The sequence below is a fragment of the Bradyrhizobium sp. CCBAU 11386 genome, from assembly GCF_028128955.1.
GTDB lineage: Bacteria > Pseudomonadota > Alphaproteobacteria > Rhizobiales > Xanthobacteraceae > Bradyrhizobium.
This window is the reverse complement of the sequence record NZ_LBKA01000187.1, coordinates 1-18,342: the sequence shown is the minus strand read 5'-3', so window position 1 is coordinate 18,342 and position 18,342 is coordinate 1. Positions and strand designations below refer to the sequence as shown.

Genomic DNA, 18,342 nt, shown 5'->3' with positions numbered 1-18,342 from the left:
TAGGCGAAATTACCGTCGTGGTTGCGGCACCCGGCTCGCGGCACGAGAATGGGAGTGACACCTTGGCGCCGACCCGCGTAACGCATCCGCCGGATGACGGCCGAGGCGAGCATTTCCGGGTCCGGATCGAGGGATTCGGTGTCGGCACCTGGGATCTCGACCTCGAGACCCGGGCGCTCGACTGGTCGGATACCGCGCGAACCCTGCTCGGGATCGTGCAGGATCAGCCGGCCAGCTATGACCTCTTCCTGTCACGCCTCAGGCCCGAGGACCGCGAGCGCGTGGAAAGCGCGATCAAGCGCGTCTCCGAACGCGGTGGCGGCTTCGACGTGTCCTTCAGGGTCGCCGGCGCCTCCAACGGAGGACAGTGGATTCGCGCCCGGGCGGGACTCATTCGGGACGAAGCCGGCACCGCCCGCCATCTCAGCGGCATCTTTCTCGATATCGACGAGGAAAAGCAGGTCGAGGGAGCGCTCCGTACCCGCGAGACCCACCTCCGCTCGATCCTCCACACGATTCCCGACGCCATGATCGTCATCGACGGCCACGGCATCATCCAGCTGTTCAGCACGGCCGCCGAGCGCCTGTTCGGCTGGTCCGAGATGGAGGCGATCGGCCAGAACGTCAGCATCCTGATGCCGGAGCCCGACCGCTCCCGGCACGACAGCTACATTTCGCGCTACCGCACCACGAGCGATCCCCACATCATCGGCATCGGGCGCATCGTGACCGGCAAGCGCCGCGACGGCACCACCTTCCCGATGCACCTGTCGATCGGCGAGATGCAGTCCGGCGGCGAGCCCTATTTCACCGGCTTCGTGCGCGACCTCACCGAGCACCAGCAGACCCAGGCGCGGCTCCAGGAGCTACAATCCGAGCTCGTCCATGTCTCGCGGCTGAGCGCCATGGGCGAAATGGCATCCGCACTCGCCCACGAGCTCAACCAGCCGCTGGCGGCGATCAGCAACTACATGAAGGGCTCGCGGCGGCTGCTTGCCGGCAGCGTTGATCCGAACACGCCGAAGATCGAAAGCGCGCTGGACCGTGCCGCCGAGCAGGCGCTGCGCGCCGGCCAGATCATCCGGCGCTTGCGCGACTTCGTCGCCCGCGGCGAATCGGAGAAGCGGGTCGAGAGCCTGTCCAAGCTGATCGAGGAGGCCGGCGCGCTCGGGCTCGCCGGTGCGCGCGAGCAGAACGTGCAGCTCCGCTTCAGTCTCGATCCGGCGGCCGATCTCGTTCTCGCCGACCGGGTGCAGATCCAGCAAGTCCTGGTCAACCTGTTCCGCAACGCGCTGGAAGCGATGGCTCAGTCGCCGCGGCGCGAGCTCGTCGTCACCAACACCCCCGTCGCCGACGACATGATCGAGGTCGAAGTGTCCGACACCGGCACCGGTTTCCAGGACGACGTCATTCCGAACCTGTTTCAAACTTTCTTCACCACCAAGGACACCGGCATGGGCGTGGGACTGTCCATCAGCCGCTCGATCATCGAAGCTCACGGCGGGCGCATGTGGGCCGAGAGCAACGCATCGGGCGGAGCGACATTCCGCTTCACACTCCCGGCAGCCGATGAGAGCGATGCATGACGACCAAGGGACATATCTACGTCATCGACGACGATCCGGCGATGCGGGACTCGCTGAACTTCCTGCTGGATTCCGCCGGCTTCGGCGTCACGCTGTTTGACGACGCACAGGCCTTTCTCGACGCCCTGCCCGGCCTCACCTTCGGCTGCGTCGTCTCCGACGTGCGCATGCCGGGCCTCGACGGGATCGAGCTGTTGAAGCGGATGAAGGCGCAGCAGAGCCCGTTCCCGATCCTGATCATGACCGGTCACGGCGACGTGCCGCTCGCGGTCGAGGCGATGAAGCTCGGCGCGGTCGACTTCCTGGAAAAGCCGTTCGAGGACGACCGTCTCACCGCGATGATCGAATCGGCGATCCGCCAGGCCGAGCCGGCCGCCAGAAGCGAGTCCGTCGCACAGGATATCGCCGCCCGCGTCGCCTCCTTGAGCCCCAGGGAGCGTCAGGTCATGGAAGGGCTGATCGCCGGCCTTTCCAACAAGCTGATCGCGCGCGAATACGACATCAGCCCACGCACCATCGAGGTGTACCGGGCCAACGTCATGACCAAGATGCAGGCCAACAGCCTTTCGGAGCTGGTCCGCCTGGCGATGCGCGCCGGCATGCTCAACGATTGAGACAGGTCAAGGCCCTTCCCCGGCGGTGTGCTAGCCAAGCACGATGATTGAGATCGGCTCGCACCATGAGCGGCTGCCGTCCCCCGCAAAACCCACCGTCTTTGTGGTCGATGATGATGCCGCTGTCCTGGGATCCCTGCGGTTCCTGCTGGAAACCGACGGCTTTGCCGTGCGGACCTTCAGGAGCGGCACGGCGCTGCTCAATGCCAGCGGCGCGCCCGACTGCTACGTGATCGACTACAAGATGCCCGACATCAACGGAATCGAGCTCGCCGGCCGCCTGCGCAAATCCGACGGCGACACGCCCGTCATCCTGATCACCGGCTATCCGGACGAGAACATCTCGACCCGGGCCGCCGCAGCGGGCGTAAAAGACGTGGTTTTGAAGCCGCTTCTCGACGAAAACCTGCTCAAGCGCATCCGCCGCGCCATTCAGGACCGGCGGGGGTAATTAATTGTTTGAGCATGATCTTTTCGGAAAACCGCTACACACTTTGCGCTAACGCGGCCCTTCGGGTCCGGATCCTGCTCTGACCTACGGGGTTCTACGTAGGTAGACCCCCTTAAGATATCGCTCGAAATTTTCGAACCTCCCGATACCGCGTACCAATGCGCCATCACAACGGAGATGGCGCAGATGCTGACGCAGACACTCAAGACCCAGGCGATCAACACCCAAATCGGTGGCAAGATTGCCCCCGCCCATCCCGTCTCCGACCAGTTCGGTGCGATCACGGGCCACGTCGGCCTCGTCGCCACCGAGTTCTCCTACCGCAAGGACGAGGAGATCTATGGCGAGGACGAGCCGGCCGAATATGTCTACCAGGTCGTCACCGGCGCCGTGCGCAGCTACAAGCTTCTCTCCGACGGCCGCCGCCAGATCGGCGCCTTCCATCTTCCCGGCGACGTGTTCGGCCTCGAATCTGGCGCCACCCACCGTCTTGCCGCTGAAGCCATCATCGACACCAGCGTGCGCCTCGTGAAGCGCTCCAGCCTCGAGAAGGCCGCCGGCATCGACGTGCAGGTCGCCCGCAAGCTCTGGGCGATGACCGCCGGCGAGCTTCGCCACGCCGAGGACCATATGCTGCTGCTGGGCCGCAAGACCGCGATGGAGCGCGTCGCGACCTTCCTGCTCGAAATGGACCGCCGCCTCGCCGTCGCCGGCATGATGGCGCTGCCGATGTGCCGCCGCGACATCGGCGACTATCTCGGCCTCACCCTCGAAACCGTGTCGCGCGCGCTGTCGCAGCTTCACTCCCAGGGCATTCTCGGCTTCTCCGGCGCCCGCCAGATCGTGCTGCGCAACCGCCAGCGCCTGCACAATCTCGACGCCTGATCTTCTTCCTCCCCATCCACTTGGCCGGCCGAACCCGTTTCGGCCGGCCATTTCTTTTGTGGCTCAGAGCGTGCGCCGGGTCTCCGGCATCACGAGGAGGATCAGCAGGAGCCCCGTCGCAGCAACGCCGGACAGGCCGATGAAGGCGGTGGCGTTGCCGAACTTGTCGCTGACATAACCGCCGAGCGCCGTGCTCAGCGACGCACCGATACCGGTCGCGGTGCCGACGATGCCCTGCGCCAGATTGAAGTGACCGCTGCCGAAGGCGACGTCGGCGACGATCAGCGGAATCATCACCGCGAACACCGCCGCCGTGATGCCGTCGAACACCTGCACCACCACCAGCAGGTATGGATCGCGCACAGTCGCGAACAGCAGGCCGCGAATCACCAGCGCGCCGAATCCGATCAGCAGCAGCGGCCTGCGGCCCCAGGCTTGCGCCTTGCGCCCGACGGTTGGCGACAACAGCGCCACGATCGCCTGCGGGACGACGATGCAAAAGGCGACCAGCACCGTCGCCCACTGGCTCGACCGCGCCGTCACCGCGCTCGCCATCAGCGGCATCATCGTGGCGTTTGCCAGCTGCAACAACAGCACACTGAGCGCGAAGACGATCAGCGGCCGCTGCCGGATCAGGTGCCAGACATTGGTGTCGCCGCGATACTTCGCCCCGCGCGGCATCTCGCCGTGGCAGCGCGCGATGTCCACCTCCTCCTCGCGGATGCGCGACAGCGCGATCAGGGTGGGGATCGCGAGCAGGAACGTGACCAGGAAGACCGAGCGGCTCGACAGCAGATAGCCGGCCGTGCCCATCACGGCGGCAGCAACGCCATTGCCGAGGGAGGCAAACCGCGCGTTGCGGCCGAGCCGCTCACCGATCACGAGCGGACCGACGAGGCCGAGGCTGATCGCGGCGATCGCCGGGCCCAGCACGCAGCTCGCGGCCGCGTGCAGCGTCGCGGCGGTCACGACAACGGGGAAGATCGGCATGGCCGCATAGGCGAGCGCGCAGCAGCCGATGGTCGCGATGGCAAGGGCGGCGACCAGCCGCTCGGATTTTGCCGCGTCGATGATCGCCCCGCCCGGCATCTGCCCGATCAGGGCGACGATGCCGCCGATCGACAGCACGAGGCCGATCTGGCCCTGCGTCCATTTCTCCGTCGTCAGATAGACCACGATGAAGGGGCCGAAGCCGGTCTGCACGTCGGCGAGGAAGAAGATGAACCAGTCGAGGCCGCGCAGGCTCCGGCGCGACGGCGCCGGAAGACCCGCGGCCGACGGCACGGCAACGTTGTCCTGTTCAACGCGGCCAGCGCGATCCTCGGCTGCATGGTTCGGCGTTCTCGACAACAGCACCGGCGGCCATCCCTCCCCGCCCCTCACTGAATCGCTTGCAGCGGTTGCAGGCTCCCGGATGCGCCGAGCACCACCATCGGCGTGTCTTCCTTGTATTCCGGCGCGGCCGCGACCTGCGCCTTGGTCAATTCCAGCGTGATGCTGTCCTTCTTGTTGGCGATCTTGCCGAACCGCATCGCGTTCCAGTCCACCACGATCTTGCGGCTGCCGACGCCGAGGAAGCCGCCGAAATCGATCACGGCGGCGCGCACATGCCCGCTCCGGTCGACGATGACGTCGACGATGCGGCCCATGTCCTCGTTCGCCGCGCTGAGCACGTCGCGGCCGAGTACTCCGTGCGCATCGCTCGCGCCGATGATGGTCACCGACGGCGGCGGCGCGGCATCCTTCGGCGTGACTTGCACCGCCGAGGCCGGCGGCCGTGCCGTCGCCGGCGCGTTGGCTTCGCTCGGGGGTGCACTCGGGGGCGCGGGCTGCTCCTCCGCGGCACGCGATACCGCGACCGTCCATCCCGCGACGATCGCGACGCTCAAGGCCAACCATCCGGCGGTACGCATGAACCCTCCTCGCGGCGCGCCGTCAGCGCGCCAGCACGATCGACACCTGGATCTGTCCGCGCGTGCGCAACACCTCCAGCGCCACGTCGTCGCCGTGGCGGCTGACGCGCAGGTCCACGCTGGATTCGCCCAGACGCAGATCGCGCAGGATGACCTCGTTCAAGAACGCGGGCAGATGCGGATTGCGCAGGCGGATCTCGCCGCGCGCCACGTCGAACTCGATGCCCAGCGCCGCCTCCAGCAGCGTGAACGGCGTCGCGCTGGCCCAGGCCTGCGGCGCGCAGGCGACCGGATAGAGAGTCGGGCCGCGCCGCTTCTCGCGCCGGAAGCCGCAGAACAATTCGGGCAGCCGCCGCAGATCCATGTAGGTCGCCGCGTCGAACAGCCCCTTGAAGACATGCGCCACCGAATGCTTGAGGCCGTAGCGCGCGAGCCCCAGCGCGATCAGCGCGTTGTCGTGCGGCCAGATCGAGCCGTCATGATAGGACATCGGGTTGTAGCGCACCTCGCCCTGCGCGACCGTGCGGATGCCCCAGCCCGAGAAGAAATGCGGCCGCATCAGGTCGGCGGCGACGAGACGGGCGCGGTCCTCGCGGATCATGCCGCTGAACAGGATCTGCCCGGCATTCGAGGTCCGCACCTTGCAGGGCCGCTTGTTGCCGTCGAGGGCTAGCGCATAGGTGCCGAGCTCCTCGCACCAGAACGCCTGCTCGAAGCGCTCGGCCAGCGCCTTGGCCTCGGCCTCGAGCTTGCGCACGCGGTCCGGCTTGCCGAGCCGCAGCGCGCAACGCGCGGCAAGCTGCTTGGCCGCATAGACGTAGCCCTGGACTTCCGCGAGTGCGATATTGCCCTCGGCGAGCCGGCCGTCGGCATGGAAGATCGCGTCGTAGGAATCCTTCCAGCCCTGGTTGGCCAGCCCCTTCTCCGTCGCGCGCTGATATTCGACGAACCCGTCCTGATCGGGATCGCCGGGGCCGTCGATCCACGCCAGTCCCGCCTCGATCGCGGGCCACAGCTCGATCAACGTGGCCTCGTCACCGGTGCGCTCGAAATAGCTTCCGGCGAGCAGCACGAACAAGGCGGTCGAATCCACGCTGCCGTAATATTGCAAGAACGGCACCTCGCGCAGCGCCGCCATCTCGCCGCCGCGCATCTCGTGCAGGATCTTTCCGGGCGCGGCATCGGCGAGCGGATCGATCGCCTTCGCCTGGAAATGCGCCAGCCGCCGCAGCACGCCCTTGGCGACCCGCGGATCCACCCAGAGCATCTGGAGCGCGGTGATCAGCCCGTCGCGGCCGAAGGTCGTCGAGTACCAGGGAATGCCGGCGTAGGGATAACGGCCCTGCGGCGTCTCCGTCATCAGCATGTTGAGGTCGGCCATGGCCTGGCACAGCACCTCGTTGAAGATGTTGTTGGAGGTCTCGATGCTGGCCGCGCCCATGGTCGACTGGCGCATCTCGCGGCGGTGGGCCAATAGGCCCCTGAAAAAGCGCGCGGGCTTCTCCGCCACCGGCCGGTTGCAGGACGCGGCCACGAACAGCGATTTCGACTCGTGCGGATCCAGCTCGAGCTGCCAGGTGGCGGCGTTGACGGACAGCCGCGTCGGACGCGGGTCGAAATGCAGGGCGGTGGTGCGCTCGACATCGTCGAGGCCGCGATATTCGAACAGGACGTCGGTCGGCCCGAGCAGGCGGCTGGCGCCGGTCCCGCGGCGCGGGCGCCGCTCGCCGCGGACCTCGAACAGATCGGCAAAGTCATTGTCGAACAGCAGCGTCAGCTCGAAGCTGGCGCGCCGGTCGCCGTGGTTCTGCACGCCGATGCGCTGATAGGCGGTGCCGCGCCACAGGAAGATCGTGCGCACGATGTGCAGCAGGTCCTTTTGCAGCACGAGGCTGCCCTGGCGGTAGATGTCGGGATTGGTGAGATCGACGGTCAGCGCCGAGTTGTCGTCGCGCAGGTTGGAGCCGAGCAGCAGGGGCTGGAGATCGTCGAGCACGAGCTCCAGCCGCGCGAGGTAGCGCGTGTCATGGTGGAACAGGCCGTCCGGCCCGCCGGCCGACGCACCGATGTCGCCATGGCTGTCGAGCACGATGAAGGTGTCGTCGTGCTTGAGCGAGCGCCGCGGCCGCGCCGACGGCCCCGTCATCGGGATGTAGAACGGCTGCTCCGCGACCTGCTCCACGGTCCGCGCCACAGAGACGAACTTGGTGACGACTTCGGCTGCCATAAGCTGCTCCCCTGCGCCTGTTTCGAAACGCAACCAACGCGAACGCGACTGTCGGGTTTACGCGGCGGCTTGCGCGAGCCGGCTCATTTCCTGCGTCACCAGTTCCCGATAGGGTCCATGGCCCTGCATCAGACGCTCGGGCGAGCCGTCTTCGATGATCTTACCACCCTTCAACACGATCACGCGGTCGAAATTGCGCAGCGTCGCGAGGCGGTGCGCGATCGCGATCACGGTGCGGCCGCGCATCAGGCGCGTCAGCGCCTCGCGGATCGCCTCCTCGGATTCGCTGTCGAGGGCCGCGGTGGCCTCGTCCAGCAGCAGGATCGGCGCGTCCTTCAGGAAGGCGCGTGCGATCGCGATGCGCTGGCGCTGGCCGCCCGACATCTTGACGCCGCGGTCGCCGACCATGGTGTCGAGACCTTCCGGCAGGCTATCGATGAAATCGCAACGCGCCGCGATCGCCGCGCGCAGCACCTCGTCGTCGGTCGCGTTCGGCCGGCCGTAGCGGATGTTCTCGCGGATCGAGCGATGGAACAAGGAAATGTCTTGCGGCACGACGGAGATCGCTTCACGCAGGCTGAGCTGGGTCACCATCGCGATGTCCTGGCCGTCGACGGTGATGCTGCCTTCGTCGACGTCGTAGAAGCGCTGCAGCAGCGTGAACAGCGTCGATTTGCCGCCGCCGGACTGGCCAACCAGGCCGACGCGCTGGCCCGGCTGGAGCCGCAGGCTGAACCGCTCGAAGATCTTCTCGCCGCCGGGATAGCCGAAGGTGACGTTGTTGAACGCGATCGCGGCGCCGCTCTTGACCAGCGGCTCGGCCTCGGGGTGATCGCGCAATTCGTGCGGCATCAGCAGCGTGGCGATCGCCTCGGTCAGGCGCGCGACGTGCTGGGTGACGTCGACCAGCGCCACCGCGAGATCGCGCGTCGCGTTGAGAATGGACAGGCCGAGGGTGCAGACCAGCACGACGTCGCCGGTGGTCGCCTCCCCGTCCTGCCAGAGCGTGATCGCCCAGGCCATCAGCGCAATGGTGAGCACGACGGTCACGCCGGCGTGAATCAGCCGGAGCTTCTCCAGATAGCGCAGGCTGCGGCCGCGCGCGGTGAGTTCCCGGTTCACGGTCGCATCGAACCGCTCGTGCTCGTGGCTGATGCCGCAGAAGGCGCGGACCAGCGGCATGTTGCTGATGACGTCGATCATCTCGCCGTCGACGACGGCGGCCTTGTCGGCGAAGTCGTCATGCAGCGGCTTGCCGGCCGCGGCCAGATGGAACATCGCAATCACCATGCCGCCCGCAACCATGATCAGGCCGAGCGCCATGTAGGGACTGACGGTTCCAATCAGTACGATTGCCGCAATTGTGGCAATGCATGGCGGCAGCACGTTCCAGACGAACATGTTCTCGACCGTGAACACCGCGTTCGATGTTGCCGTGATACGGCTGGTTAGCATGCCAGGCATACGATCGGAGAAGTAGCTCGGCGCATGTCCGGTCAGATGGCGAAAGATGTCGCGGCGTAAATCCCCGGTGACGCGGACGAACGTGAAGCTCGCCGTCCAGCTCGCGATCCGCCACAGGAAGTTGTCGGCGGCGATCAGCGACATGAGCAGAATGAATGCCAGCCATACGCTGCCGCCATGCGCGGTTCCCGCCGACAGACTGTCGACCAGGGATTTGACGCCATACTGCGTGCCCACGGAGCAGGCAACGGCTGCAACAACAGCGGTCAGGATCACCAGGTGGGAGGCAAGCCGTCGCCGAAGATAGCGCAAGACAAAGGCAAATGGCCTGCGCGCGTATCCAGAAAGATGATCCATGTGGCTGTCGCCCCGTAGTGATGATTACAGTTTTTTTCTACCAGCCGACTGAACATCGACCGCTTCGTCCCGGTTCCGGGCCAGGCGATCACGACATGCGGATGCGGACGATCTGCGAAGAGGAGATGGCAGCATCGAGACAAGGCGCGCGATGTGTCGAATATGTAACGTTTGTTGAGAGGAACTTCGCAAGTGCGGGAACGTTCCCCTCCCTGGCATAGCCGGTGCCGTACAGGCGGGGGTTTTTCAACGTTCATGATCGCAGAGGAGAAGGTGAGATGCGCATCGCGCAGGTAGCTCCGTTGACGGAGGCTGTTCCACCCAAGCTATATGGCGGCACCGAGCGGGTGGTGCATTGGTTGACGGAAGAGCTGGTGGCCCTGGGACATGATGTGACGCTGTTCGCCAGCGGCGACTCGCAGACGTCGGCGAAGCTGGACGCCCTCTGGCCGCGGGCGCTTCGCCTCGACGGTTCCGTGCGCGACCCCAACGCCCTGCACATGGTGCTGCTGGAGCGCGTGCGGCAAAAATGTGACGACGAGGAGTTCGACTTCCTCCACTTCCATCTCGATTATTATCCGTGGTCGCTGTTCCACCGGCAGCCGACACCGTTCGTGACCACGCTGCACGGCCGGCTCGACCTGCCGGAGCATCAGCCGGTGTTCAACATCTTCTCCAAGATGCCGGTGATCTCGATCTCGAATGCCCAGCGGCGGCCGGTGCCGCAGGCGAACTGGGTGACGACGATCCATCACGGCCTGCCGGAGAACTTGCTGACGCCGAAGCCGGCCAGGCAGGAATATCTCGCCGTGCTCGGGCGCATCGCGCCGGAAAAGGGCGTCGACCGCGCCATCAAGATCGCGACCCATTGCGGCATCCCGCTGAAGATCGCGGCCAAGGTCGACCGCGCCGACCAGGATTATTACGACGAGCTGATCCGGCCGATGATCGAGAACAATCCGCTGGTGGACTTCATCGGCGAGATCAGCGATCACGAGAAGTCGGAGTTCCTGAGCGGTGCGCTCGGACTTCTGCTGCCGATCGACTGGCCCGAGCCCTTCGGTCTCGTGATGATCGAAGCCATGGCCTGCGGAACGCCCATCGTCGCCTTCAACCGCGGCTCGGTGCCGGAGATCATCGACGAAGGCCTTACCGGCTTCGTGGTCGAGGACATCATCAGCGCCGCCGGCGTCGTCAAACGCCTTCCGCAACTGGACCGCGCGGCGATCCGCAAGCAGTTCGAAAAGCGGTTCACGGCGCGGCGGATGGCGCTGGACTATCTCGCGGCCTATCGCAGCCTGACGGAAGCGCAGGCGCCGCGGATCAAGCTGGTGAGCAGCGCGGAGTAGTTTCACCGCCCGTCATGGCCGGGCTTGTCCCGGCCATCCACCACGCGTGAGGACGCACGTGGATGCCCGGGACAAGCCCGGGCATGACGACTGTGGGGGCTGCGCGCTCCTACCCCACCACCGCCCGCTTCGGCTCCACGATCTCGAACATGCGCGGGAATTCGTCCATCAGGCCCATCAGCTCGGCGAGCTTCATCGGATTGCCTGATAGCGTGATCTTGCCGGCAGCGACGGCCTCCGGAAAGCTCGTCAGTTTCGCGATGACCTCGTCGAGCGTTGCGCGCGCGAGCGTGAAGCTCGCATCGGCATTCTCCGCCTGAACGCCTTCGGTATAGGTCAGCGCAGAATTCTCCAGGTTGAGCACGAAGGTCTCGCCGGTGTCGGAGAAGCGCCAGTTCAGCACGATGTGCTTTCCTTCCGCCTTCGGGCCGTTGAGGCGGATGCCGAGCACGTCCCAGAGCTGCCCGGTGCGCAGCGCCGCCAGCGTCTCGCGCGGCATTGGCGGGCGCGGCGGGGCCTTCGGCATGCCCTGGCGCAATTCCTGGGCGCCGAACAGATAGGCATTGCGCCAGGTCGCGCTCTCGGCGGCATAGCCGAGCTGCTCCAGCGTATCGGCCAGCAGGCGACGTGCCGCCGCATTGTCAGGCTCGGCGAAGACGAGATGGCCGAGCGCCTGCGCGACGAAGCGGAATTCGCCCTTGTCAAAATCCGTCCGCGCACGGGCGAGGATCGCGTCGGCGCCGCCCATATACTCGACATACTTCTTGCCCGAGGCCACCGGCGGCAGCGGATCGAGATTGACCGGATTGGCGTCGTACCAGCCGAGGTATTTCTGATAGATCGCCTTCACATTATGCCGGATGTGGCCGTAATAGCCGCGGCCGTGCCAGGCGCCCTCCAGGCTCTTCGGCAGCTGGATCGTTTCGGCGATCTCGGCGGCGGTGAGGCCGTGGTTCATCAGGCGGATGGTCTGGTCGTGCGCGAACTTGTAGAGATCGCGCTGCTGCCGGATCATGGTGCCGATGCGCTCGCGGCCCCATACCGGCCAGTGATGCTGGCCGCACATCGCCTCCGCCTTTCCGTCCCACAGCTGCAGGGCCTCGCCCAGGTACTTCGACCAGGCCAGTGCATCGCGCACGTCGGCGCCGCGGAACGGCAGCAGATTGTGGAAATTGTGGGTGCAGTTTTCCGCGAGGTTCAACAGCTTGTAGCGCGGAATGAAGAAGTGCATCTCCGCCGGCGCCTCGCTGTTCGGCGCCATCTGGAATTCGAATTCGACACCGTCGATGACGCGCCTGTCGCCGGTCACCATGATCAGGTCGGTCGGGCGCAGCAGCGCGACCGAGCCAGCCGCCATCGACTTGCCGAGCCCGCAATCGACCTGCCCGCGTACACCCTTGGCGAGGAACGGGCCGAACTGATATTGCGCCCGCCGCAGCATTGCAGGCCCCGCGATGATGTTCTCGGAGACGGCGTGCTCCATGAACAGGTTCGGCGCGATGATCGGCACGCGGCCGGTGGCGAGCGCGTCCTCCTCCAGCACGCCGCGCGCGCCGCCCCAATGGTCGGTGTGGGTATGGGTGAAGATGACGGCGGCCACCGGCTTCGTGCCGCGGTGCCTGAAGTAGAGATCGAGCGCGGCGCGCGCGCCTTCGATCGAGGTCAGCGTGTCCACGACGATGACGCCGCTGTCGCCCTCGATCAGCGTCATGTTGGCGATGTCGAGCCCGCGCACCTGATAGACGCCGGGCACCACCTCGAACAGCCCATGCTGCATGTTGAGGCGCGACTGCCGCCACAGGCTGGGATTGACCGTGGGCGGCGCCTGTTTAGTGGAGAGAAAGCCGTAAGGTTCGAGGCTCCAGACCGTCCGCCCCTGCGGGTTGGTGATCGCCGCATTCTCGATCGTGCCAAGAAAGCCGCGCGCGGCATCGTCGAAATCCCGCGTGTCGGAAAACGGCAGCGCATTCAGCATCGCCGTTTGCAGCGCGATGACGGACGGCGTTGCGTCTTTCGGCGTCTCCGCCGTCCCACGGCTGCTGGTCTCGCTCATCGCTCGTCCTCCCGGCTGATTGGCTGACGATGATCTAACCGCATCCGGCTGCGGATTGCCATCCGCGCACCGCCGTCCGGCGCGCGGGATCCCAGCGCGCGCTCGCCAGCGCGTCCATCAATCTCGCGCCGCTACATTCCCAGCAGGTTGGGCAGCCACAGCGACAGACCCGGCCAGTAGGTCACGACCACGAGGAATGCCAGCATCGTCAGGAGCCACGGCCAGACCGCGACCGTGAGCTCGGTGATGCCCATCTTGGCGATGCCGGAAGCGACGTAGAGATTGAGCCCGACGGGCGGATGGCACAGCCCGACCTCCATGTTGACCGTCATCAGGATGCCGAAATGGATCGGATCGATGCCGAGCTTGATCGCGACCGGAAACAGGATCGGCGCCATGATCAGGATGATCGAGGACGGCTCCATCACGTTGCCCGCGAGCAGCAGCAGCAGGTTGACGACGAGGAGGAAGCCGATCCAGCCAAGGCCCTGATCGATCATCCACTGCGCCAGGGCTTGCGGCACATTCTCGTAGGTCATCAGGAACGAGAACAGGACCGCGTTGGTGATGATGTAGAGCAGCATCGCCGAAAGATTCGCCGATGACAGCAGCACGCGCGGCACGTCCCGCAGCTTGAGGTCCTTGTAGATGAACACCGCGACGATGAAGGCGTAGACCGCACTGACGGCGGCAGCTTCGGTCGGCGTGAACAGACCGCTGTAGATGCCGCCGATCACGATCACGATCAGCAGGATGCCCCAGATCGACTTGCGGAACGCGTCGAAGCGCTCCATGAAGGTCGACTTCGGCATCCGCGGATAATCGTTGCGCCAGGCGCGATAGAACGTCGTGGCGCCGAGCAGCGTGGCCAGCACAAGCCCCGGCACGATGCCGGCGATGAACAGCTTGCCGACCGAGCTGTTGGTGGAGACGGCAAAAAGCACCATCGGAATCGAGGGAGGAATGAGAATTCCCAGCGAGCCTGATGTCGTGATCACGCCCGCGCCGAACCTCTTCGGAAATCCCTGCGCGACCATCGCGGGCAGGATCACCGAGCCGATCGCCACCACGGTCGCCGGGGACGAGCCCGAAATCGCGGCGAACAGCGCGCACGCGACCACGCCCGAGAGCGCGAGACCGCCGTACCAATGGCCGACCAGCGCGGTCGCGAACGCGATCATCCGGCGCGCCACGCCGCCGTGGGTCAGGAAGTTGCCGGCGAGGATGAAGAACGGGATCGCCATGATCTCGAAGCTCTCGATCCCCGTGAACAGCTTGAGCGCCACCGATTCCGTTCGCACGTCGGTCAGCGTGAACATGTAGCTGAGCACGGTCAGACCCAGCGCGATCGAGATCGGCATGCCCGTGAGCATCAACGACAGCAGAAGGGCGAAAACCACGGCGACGCGCAGGCCCTGCGGCAGCGTGATCACGTGAGCCGAATGGGCGAAGCACAGGGCGACGATCAGGACCGGCAACAACATCACGACCCAGCCGAGCGGGCTGCGTTCGTCGCGGGCGACCTGGCTGCGCGTCACCGGGGCCGGATGCACCGGGTCCGCCACTTCGATGCCCTCGACGCCGGCCATGTCGTGATGGGGCAGCTCGCCGGTGCGATAGAAGGACCAGGCGACCTGGAGGAAGCGGAAGCACATCAGCCCGGAGCCGAGCGGGATGGTGAGATACACTATCCACATCGGCGCTTCGAGATCGTTCGACTGCTGGCCGGTCTGCCACATCTGGCCGACGAACGCGGCCCCGAAATAGCACACGATGGCCGTGAAAAAGGCGCCGCAGAGAAGACCGAAGGTGATGACGCGGCGGCGCGATCCGCCGGGCAGCACATTGACCAGCACGTCGACGCCGACATGGATGCCGGTGCGCACGCCATAGGCCGCACCGAACTTCGCCATCCAGATGAACATATAGATGCAGAGCTCTTGCGCCCAGGACAGGTCCACGGCAGCAAGCCAGACGAACGCCGCTCGTGCGGGCACGGCGAGGAAGGCCAGGTTGCGGGCTTCCGCCCATTTGGCGATATCGATCGACAGGCCGGCGCCGTAGCGGTGCAGCACGGCGACGAAGATGAGCGACGTCGCAGCCGCGATGAGCGTCGCGATCAGCCACTCCTCGAGATGATCGAGAAAACGATTCAGCACACGCAGCAACTTGATCCCCCCAGCATCGGCTCGTCATTCAAGAGCGAAACGGCCGGGAGTGCGATCACCCCCGACCGTCGGTATTGTTCTTCGCAGGGCGCGGCCGTCAGTTCATCTTGACGTCGAGTTCCTTGGCGATGAGATCGAGCACCTCCTGCCCGACCCGGCCCTTCGCCCATTTGTAGGTCGGCTGCATCGCCTCCTGCCACGCCTTGCGGTCGGCGTCGGTCAGGTAATGCAGCGTGGTCTTGCCCGTCTTCTTGATCTCGGCGAGCGCGTCCTCGTTCTCCTGGCGCGCGATCGAGTTGGTGTAGTCGGTCGCCTCGTTCATCGCCTTGTCGAGCTGGGCGCGGATATCGGGCGGCAGGCCGGACCAGAATTTCGAGTTGACGATCACGGCATATTGCAGATGCGCGTGATAGGACACGGTGATGTCCTTCTGCACCTCGTAGAATTTCTGCGTCCAATAATTCGACGCCGTGTTCTCGCAGCCGTCGACCACGCCCGTCTGCAAGGCCTGATAGACTTCGGAGAACGCCATGATCTGCGGGATCGTGCCGACCAGGCGGAAATACTGGTCGGCGACCTTCGATCCCGAGATGCGGAACTTCAGTCCCTGAAAATCCGTCGGCTTCACCAGCGGACGATTGGAGGAAACCATGTGGAAGCCGTTGTCCCAATAAGCGAGGCCGGTGATACCCTTGGCCTCGAGCTTCTGGAACAGCCATTTGCCGACCGTGCCCTTCATCGCGTTGGCATAGGTCTGGTCGTCCTTGAACAGCCAGGGCAAGTCGAGCGCCTCGAACTCCTTGATGCCGAGGGGCGCGAATTTCGCGGTCGAGGGCGCGAGCATGTGCACCGAGCCGAGCTGGAGCGCCTCGATCTCCTCCTTGTCCTTGTAGAGCGTGGAGTTCGGGTAGACTTCGACCTTGACCTTGCCGTCGGTGTACTTCTCGGCGAGCTCCTTGAACTTCAGCGCGCCCTTGCCCTTTGGGGTGTCGTTGGCGACGACGTGGCTGAATTTGATGATGGTCGGGCTCTGGGCCTGGGCGACAGCAGGGGCCATGAGAACAGCCGCAGCGGCGACCGCAAGGAGCAGCTTGCGCATGAAGTAACCTCCCAACAACCTCTAAAACCGGGTCTTTTTTGTTTTCCGATTTCAGTAGTGGCAGCAATCCGCCACCCGAACAACTAGACCTAAGCCCAATTTGCCGCAGCCAAGCTATCTTGACGGCTGTCGTTGACGCAACCCGGCACCCGCGCTCGTATCGGGGAGCGAGCGCTTATGTCGCATTGCGGCAATGCACTCAGCCCTTGCGCTGGGCGACCATGAACAGACGCCGGAACGGGAACAGCGTCTGCCCCGCCGCATTCTTCGGGTACGCCTTCGCCACCCGCATCCCGTAGGCCGCCTCAAAGGCAGCCTTCTCGTCGCCCGTCAGCACGTCGAGATAGCGCGTCAGCCAGGTGCCCTTGGTCCATTCCTTCACCGGGTTCTCGCCTTCGAGCACCTGAAGATATTCGGTCTCCCAGATGTCGATATTGACCGACATCGGCGCAAGAAGATCATGGTAGAAGGCCGGCCCCTCGACCGGCGACGGGGTGACGAGATGCTCGACCTTGGGCCGCCAGGGTCCGTTCAGGGCGGTCTCGCCGATCAGCACATGCGAGGGGGCCAGAAAGTTGCGCGGCATCTGCACCGCGAGCATGCCGCCGGGCACGACCTTCTCCATCACTGACGGGAAGAGTGCCGCATGATTGGGCAGCCAGTGCAGTGCGGCATTGGAATAGATCAAGTCATATCGCTTGGCCGGTCGCCACTGGCCAAGGTCTTCATGGGACCATTGCACGTCCGGCGCCGCCTTGCGGCCGGCGGCAACCATCTCCGCCGAGCCCTCGACGCCGGTCACCGTCGCATCCGGCCAGCGCTCCCTGATCAGCTTGGTGACGTTGCCCGCGCCGGCGCCGAGATCGGCGATCTCGCGCGGCGCAAAATCCGGAATCCGCATCAAGAGGTCGACAGCGGGCCGGAGCCGGTGGCCGGAGAACTTCAGATATTGCTGCGGATCCCAGACCATCGTCTCAGCCTTTTCTTTTTCGTGTTTCCTTCAACGTGGCTCTTGGTTACCACTGCTCGTCCCGCTCAGGCAATTCGTCCTGACAGGGACGGGCAGGAAACGAACCGCAACAAGAAACCAAACAAGAGAGCGTGCGACCATGGACCTCGGGCTCAAATCGAAAACCGCTGTCGTCACCGGAGCGAGCGTCGGCATCGGCCGCGCCATCGCCAAGGGCCTGGCCGCCGAAGGCGTGCGCGTGGTCGGCGTGGCGCGGCGCACCGACCTGCTCGCCGAGCTGGTGCAGGAGGTCGGCGGCGGATTGATCACGCCGTTCGAGCAGGACGTGATGGCCAAGGACGCGGCAGAGAAGATCGCAGCCTTCGCGCTGAAGGAGCTCGGCCATGTCGACATCCTCGTCAACAATGCCGGCGGCAGCCGTCCCCTTCCCGTCGATGCGCCCGACAGCAAATGGGACGAAGCGATCGCGCTGAATTTCACCAGCTACCGCCGCATCGCGCATGCGCTGCTGCCGCAGATGATCGCGCGCAAATGGGGCCGCATCGTCAACATCACCGGCAAGTCCGAGCCGGAAGGGCTGAACGCCGCCTTCGCGGCAAAGGCCGCCGTGCACGCCTGGGCCAAAGGCCTGTCGCGCGAGATCGGCGAGCACGGCATCACCATCAACTGCATCCCGCCCGGCCGCATCATGAGCGAGCAGATCCGCCGCAACTATCCGCCGGACTATCGCGAGCGCTTTGCCGAGGAAGAGATCCCGGTCGGCTATTGGGGCGAGCCGGAGGACCTCGCAGCGCTCGCGGTATTTTTGGCGTCACCGGTAGCGCGGTACATCACGGGGACGGTGATCCCGGTGGATGGGGGGTTACGGAGGTATCAGTTTTAGGGCGGGGGCTGCTGAAGCCGATCGGGTCGCGAACGCGGGCAGTGTCCGATCTGCTCCCGGAAGCTGACAGCGTTAGCTCGCTCTGGCGAGTCGGCTATGGGGCCACTAGCCGACATCGGCACCCTCAACGGGACGGAGATACCAGGCGCGTTGGCCGGCTTCTGATTGATGACCAACTCGTATCCGCGCACTTGATCTTAGACAATGGTGCGAGCGGCGCCAGGCGGTACAGTTTTTAGAATGGCTATGGCAACCGTTCTCGTCGCGGCGATTCTCACCGCGCTCGCCACTGGGCTTGGCGCACTGCCATTCCTGTTCGTGCG

The 18,342-nt window shown here is 65.3% G+C and carries 14 protein-coding genes and 1 pseudogene; 6 read left to right on the top strand and 9 right to left on the bottom strand.

What is annotated here, in order from left to right; all coding sequences use genetic code 11:
- Positions 1 to 62 precede the first annotated feature (62 nt).
- From fixL to XI09_RS12770, 4 genes are all read left to right on the top strand, one after another.
- A complete protein-coding gene (gene fixL, locus XI09_RS12785) occupies positions 63 to 1,586 on the top strand; it encodes a sensor protein FixL (protein WP_271567159.1) in 1,524 nt (507 codons plus the stop codon).
- Positions 1,583 to 2,200 (top strand): response regulator FixJ, encoded by a 618-nt coding sequence (gene fixJ / locus XI09_RS12780; RefSeq protein ID WP_271567158.1) that lies wholly within the window; start codon positions 1,583 to 1,585, stop codon positions 2,198 to 2,200. The genes fixL and fixJ overlap by 4 nt, the downstream gene beginning before the upstream one ends.
- Before the next feature lie 43 nt (positions 2,201 to 2,243).
- The gene (locus tag XI09_RS12775; RefSeq protein WP_271567157.1) at positions 2,244 to 2,651 is read left to right on the top strand and encodes a response regulator; all 408 of its coding nucleotides are present in this window, start codon (positions 2,244 to 2,246) and stop codon (positions 2,649 to 2,651) included.
- Positions 2,652 to 2,837: 186 nt separating this feature from the next.
- Positions 2,838 to 3,536: a helix-turn-helix domain-containing protein gene (locus tag XI09_RS12770; RefSeq protein ID WP_271567156.1), complete on the top strand. Its 699-nt coding sequence runs from the start codon at positions 2,838 to 2,840 to the stop codon at positions 3,534 to 3,536.
- A 63-nt stretch (positions 3,537 to 3,599) separates the two neighbouring features.
- Here the strand turns inward: XI09_RS12770 and XI09_RS12765 are convergent, their stop codons facing one another.
- Genes XI09_RS12765 through XI09_RS12750 form a run of 4 tightly spaced genes read right to left on the bottom strand, consistent with a single transcriptional unit; the run spans position 3,600 to position 9,497 of the window.
- The gene (locus XI09_RS12765) at positions 3,600 to 4,892 is read right to left on the bottom strand and encodes an MFS transporter (RefSeq protein ID WP_271567155.1); all 1,293 of its coding nucleotides are present in this window, start codon (positions 4,890 to 4,892) and stop codon (positions 3,600 to 3,602) included.
- 23 nt (positions 4,893 to 4,915) lie between these two features.
- On the bottom strand, positions 4,916 to 5,449 hold the full coding sequence (locus XI09_RS12760) for a PRC-barrel domain-containing protein (RefSeq protein WP_271567154.1): 534 nt from the start codon (positions 5,447 to 5,449) through the stop codon (positions 4,916 to 4,918).
- 22 nt (positions 5,450 to 5,471) lie between these two features.
- Positions 5,472 to 7,676 carry an amylo-alpha-1,6-glucosidase gene (locus XI09_RS12755; RefSeq protein ID WP_271567153.1) on the bottom strand — a complete coding sequence of 735 codons (2,205 nt, stop codon included), beginning with the start codon at positions 7,674 to 7,676 and terminating at the stop codon, positions 5,472 to 5,474.
- A 57-nt stretch (positions 7,677 to 7,733) separates the two neighbouring features.
- A complete protein-coding gene (locus XI09_RS12750; RefSeq protein ID WP_271567152.1) occupies positions 7,734 to 9,497 on the bottom strand; it encodes an ABC transporter ATP-binding protein in 1,764 nt (587 codons plus the stop codon).
- Positions 9,498 to 9,775: 278 nt separating this feature from the next.
- On the opposite strand from XI09_RS12750, the gene XI09_RS12745 reads away from it, so the two are divergent.
- A complete protein-coding gene (locus XI09_RS12745) occupies positions 9,776 to 10,846 on the top strand; it encodes a glycosyltransferase family 4 protein (protein ID WP_271567151.1) in 1,071 nt (356 codons plus the stop codon).
- Between the two features lie 109 nt (positions 10,847 to 10,955).
- On the opposite strand, the gene XI09_RS12740 is transcribed toward XI09_RS12745, so the two are convergent.
- The 5 genes and pseudogenes from XI09_RS12740 to XI09_RS12725 all read right to left on the bottom strand — a co-directional run bounded on the left by XI09_RS12740 (position 10,956) and on the right by XI09_RS12725 (position 17,136).
- Positions 10,956 to 12,899 (bottom strand): alkyl/aryl-sulfatase, encoded by a 1,944-nt coding sequence (locus XI09_RS12740; RefSeq protein WP_271567150.1) that lies wholly within the window; start codon positions 12,897 to 12,899, stop codon positions 10,956 to 10,958.
- A gap of 131 nt (positions 12,900 to 13,030) precedes the next feature.
- A complete protein-coding gene (locus XI09_RS45755; RefSeq protein WP_333939083.1) occupies positions 13,031 to 14,311 on the bottom strand; it encodes a TRAP transporter large permease in 1,281 nt (426 codons plus the stop codon).
- Positions 14,312 to 14,533: 222 nt separating this feature from the next.
- Positions 14,534 to 14,860 (bottom strand): annotated as a pseudogene (locus XI09_RS45750) (TRAP transporter small permease); the annotation flags it as partial.
- Positions 14,861 to 15,164: 304 nt separating this feature from the next.
- Entirely contained in the window at positions 15,165 to 16,166 is a 1,002-nt protein-coding gene (locus tag XI09_RS12730; RefSeq protein WP_271567149.1) for a DctP family TRAP transporter solute-binding subunit, read from the bottom strand.
- Between the two features lie 199 nt (positions 16,167 to 16,365).
- A complete protein-coding gene (locus XI09_RS12725; protein WP_271567148.1) occupies positions 16,366 to 17,136 on the bottom strand; it encodes a methyltransferase domain-containing protein in 771 nt (256 codons plus the stop codon).
- A 139-nt stretch (positions 17,137 to 17,275) separates the two neighbouring features.
- Here XI09_RS12725 and XI09_RS12720 point away from each other — a divergent pair, with 139 nt between their 5' ends.
- Positions 17,276 to 18,019, top strand: coding sequence for an SDR family NAD(P)-dependent oxidoreductase (locus XI09_RS12720; RefSeq protein WP_271567147.1), 744 nt, complete (start codon positions 17,276 to 17,278; stop codon positions 18,017 to 18,019).
- Positions 18,020 to 18,342: the final 323 nt, after the last annotated feature.

Coding starts and splice junctions, on each gene's coding strand:
- XI09_RS12775 (WP_271567157.1), top strand. CDS start 2,244: ATGATTGAGATCGGCTCGCACCATGAGCGGCTGCCGTCCCCCGCAAAA.
- XI09_RS12750 (WP_271567152.1), bottom strand. CDS start 9,497: ATGGATCATCTTTCTGGATACGCGCGCAGGCCATTTGCCTTTGTCTTG.
- XI09_RS12725 (WP_271567148.1), bottom strand. CDS start 17,136: ATGGTCTGGGATCCGCAGCAATATCTGAAGTTCTCCGGCCACCGGCTC.
- XI09_RS12730 (WP_271567149.1), bottom strand. CDS start 16,166: ATGCGCAAGCTGCTCCTTGCGGTCGCCGCTGCGGCTGTTCTCATGGCC.
- XI09_RS12745 (WP_271567151.1), top strand. CDS start 9,776: ATGCGCATCGCGCAGGTAGCTCCGTTGACGGAGGCTGTTCCACCCAAG.
- XI09_RS12740 (WP_271567150.1), bottom strand. CDS start 12,899: ATGAGCGAGACCAGCAGCCGTGGGACGGCGGAGACGCCGAAAGACGCA.
- fixJ (WP_271567158.1), top strand. CDS start 1,583: ATGACGACCAAGGGACATATCTACGTCATCGACGACGATCCGGCGATG.
- XI09_RS12760 (WP_271567154.1), bottom strand. CDS start 5,449: ATGCGTACCGCCGGATGGTTGGCCTTGAGCGTCGCGATCGTCGCGGGA.
- XI09_RS12720 (WP_271567147.1), top strand. CDS start 17,276: ATGGACCTCGGGCTCAAATCGAAAACCGCTGTCGTCACCGGAGCGAGC.
- XI09_RS12770 (WP_271567156.1), top strand. CDS start 2,838: ATGCTGACGCAGACACTCAAGACCCAGGCGATCAACACCCAAATCGGT.
- XI09_RS12755 (WP_271567153.1), bottom strand. CDS start 7,676: ATGGCAGCCGAAGTCGTCACCAAGTTCGTCTCTGTGGCGCGGACCGTG.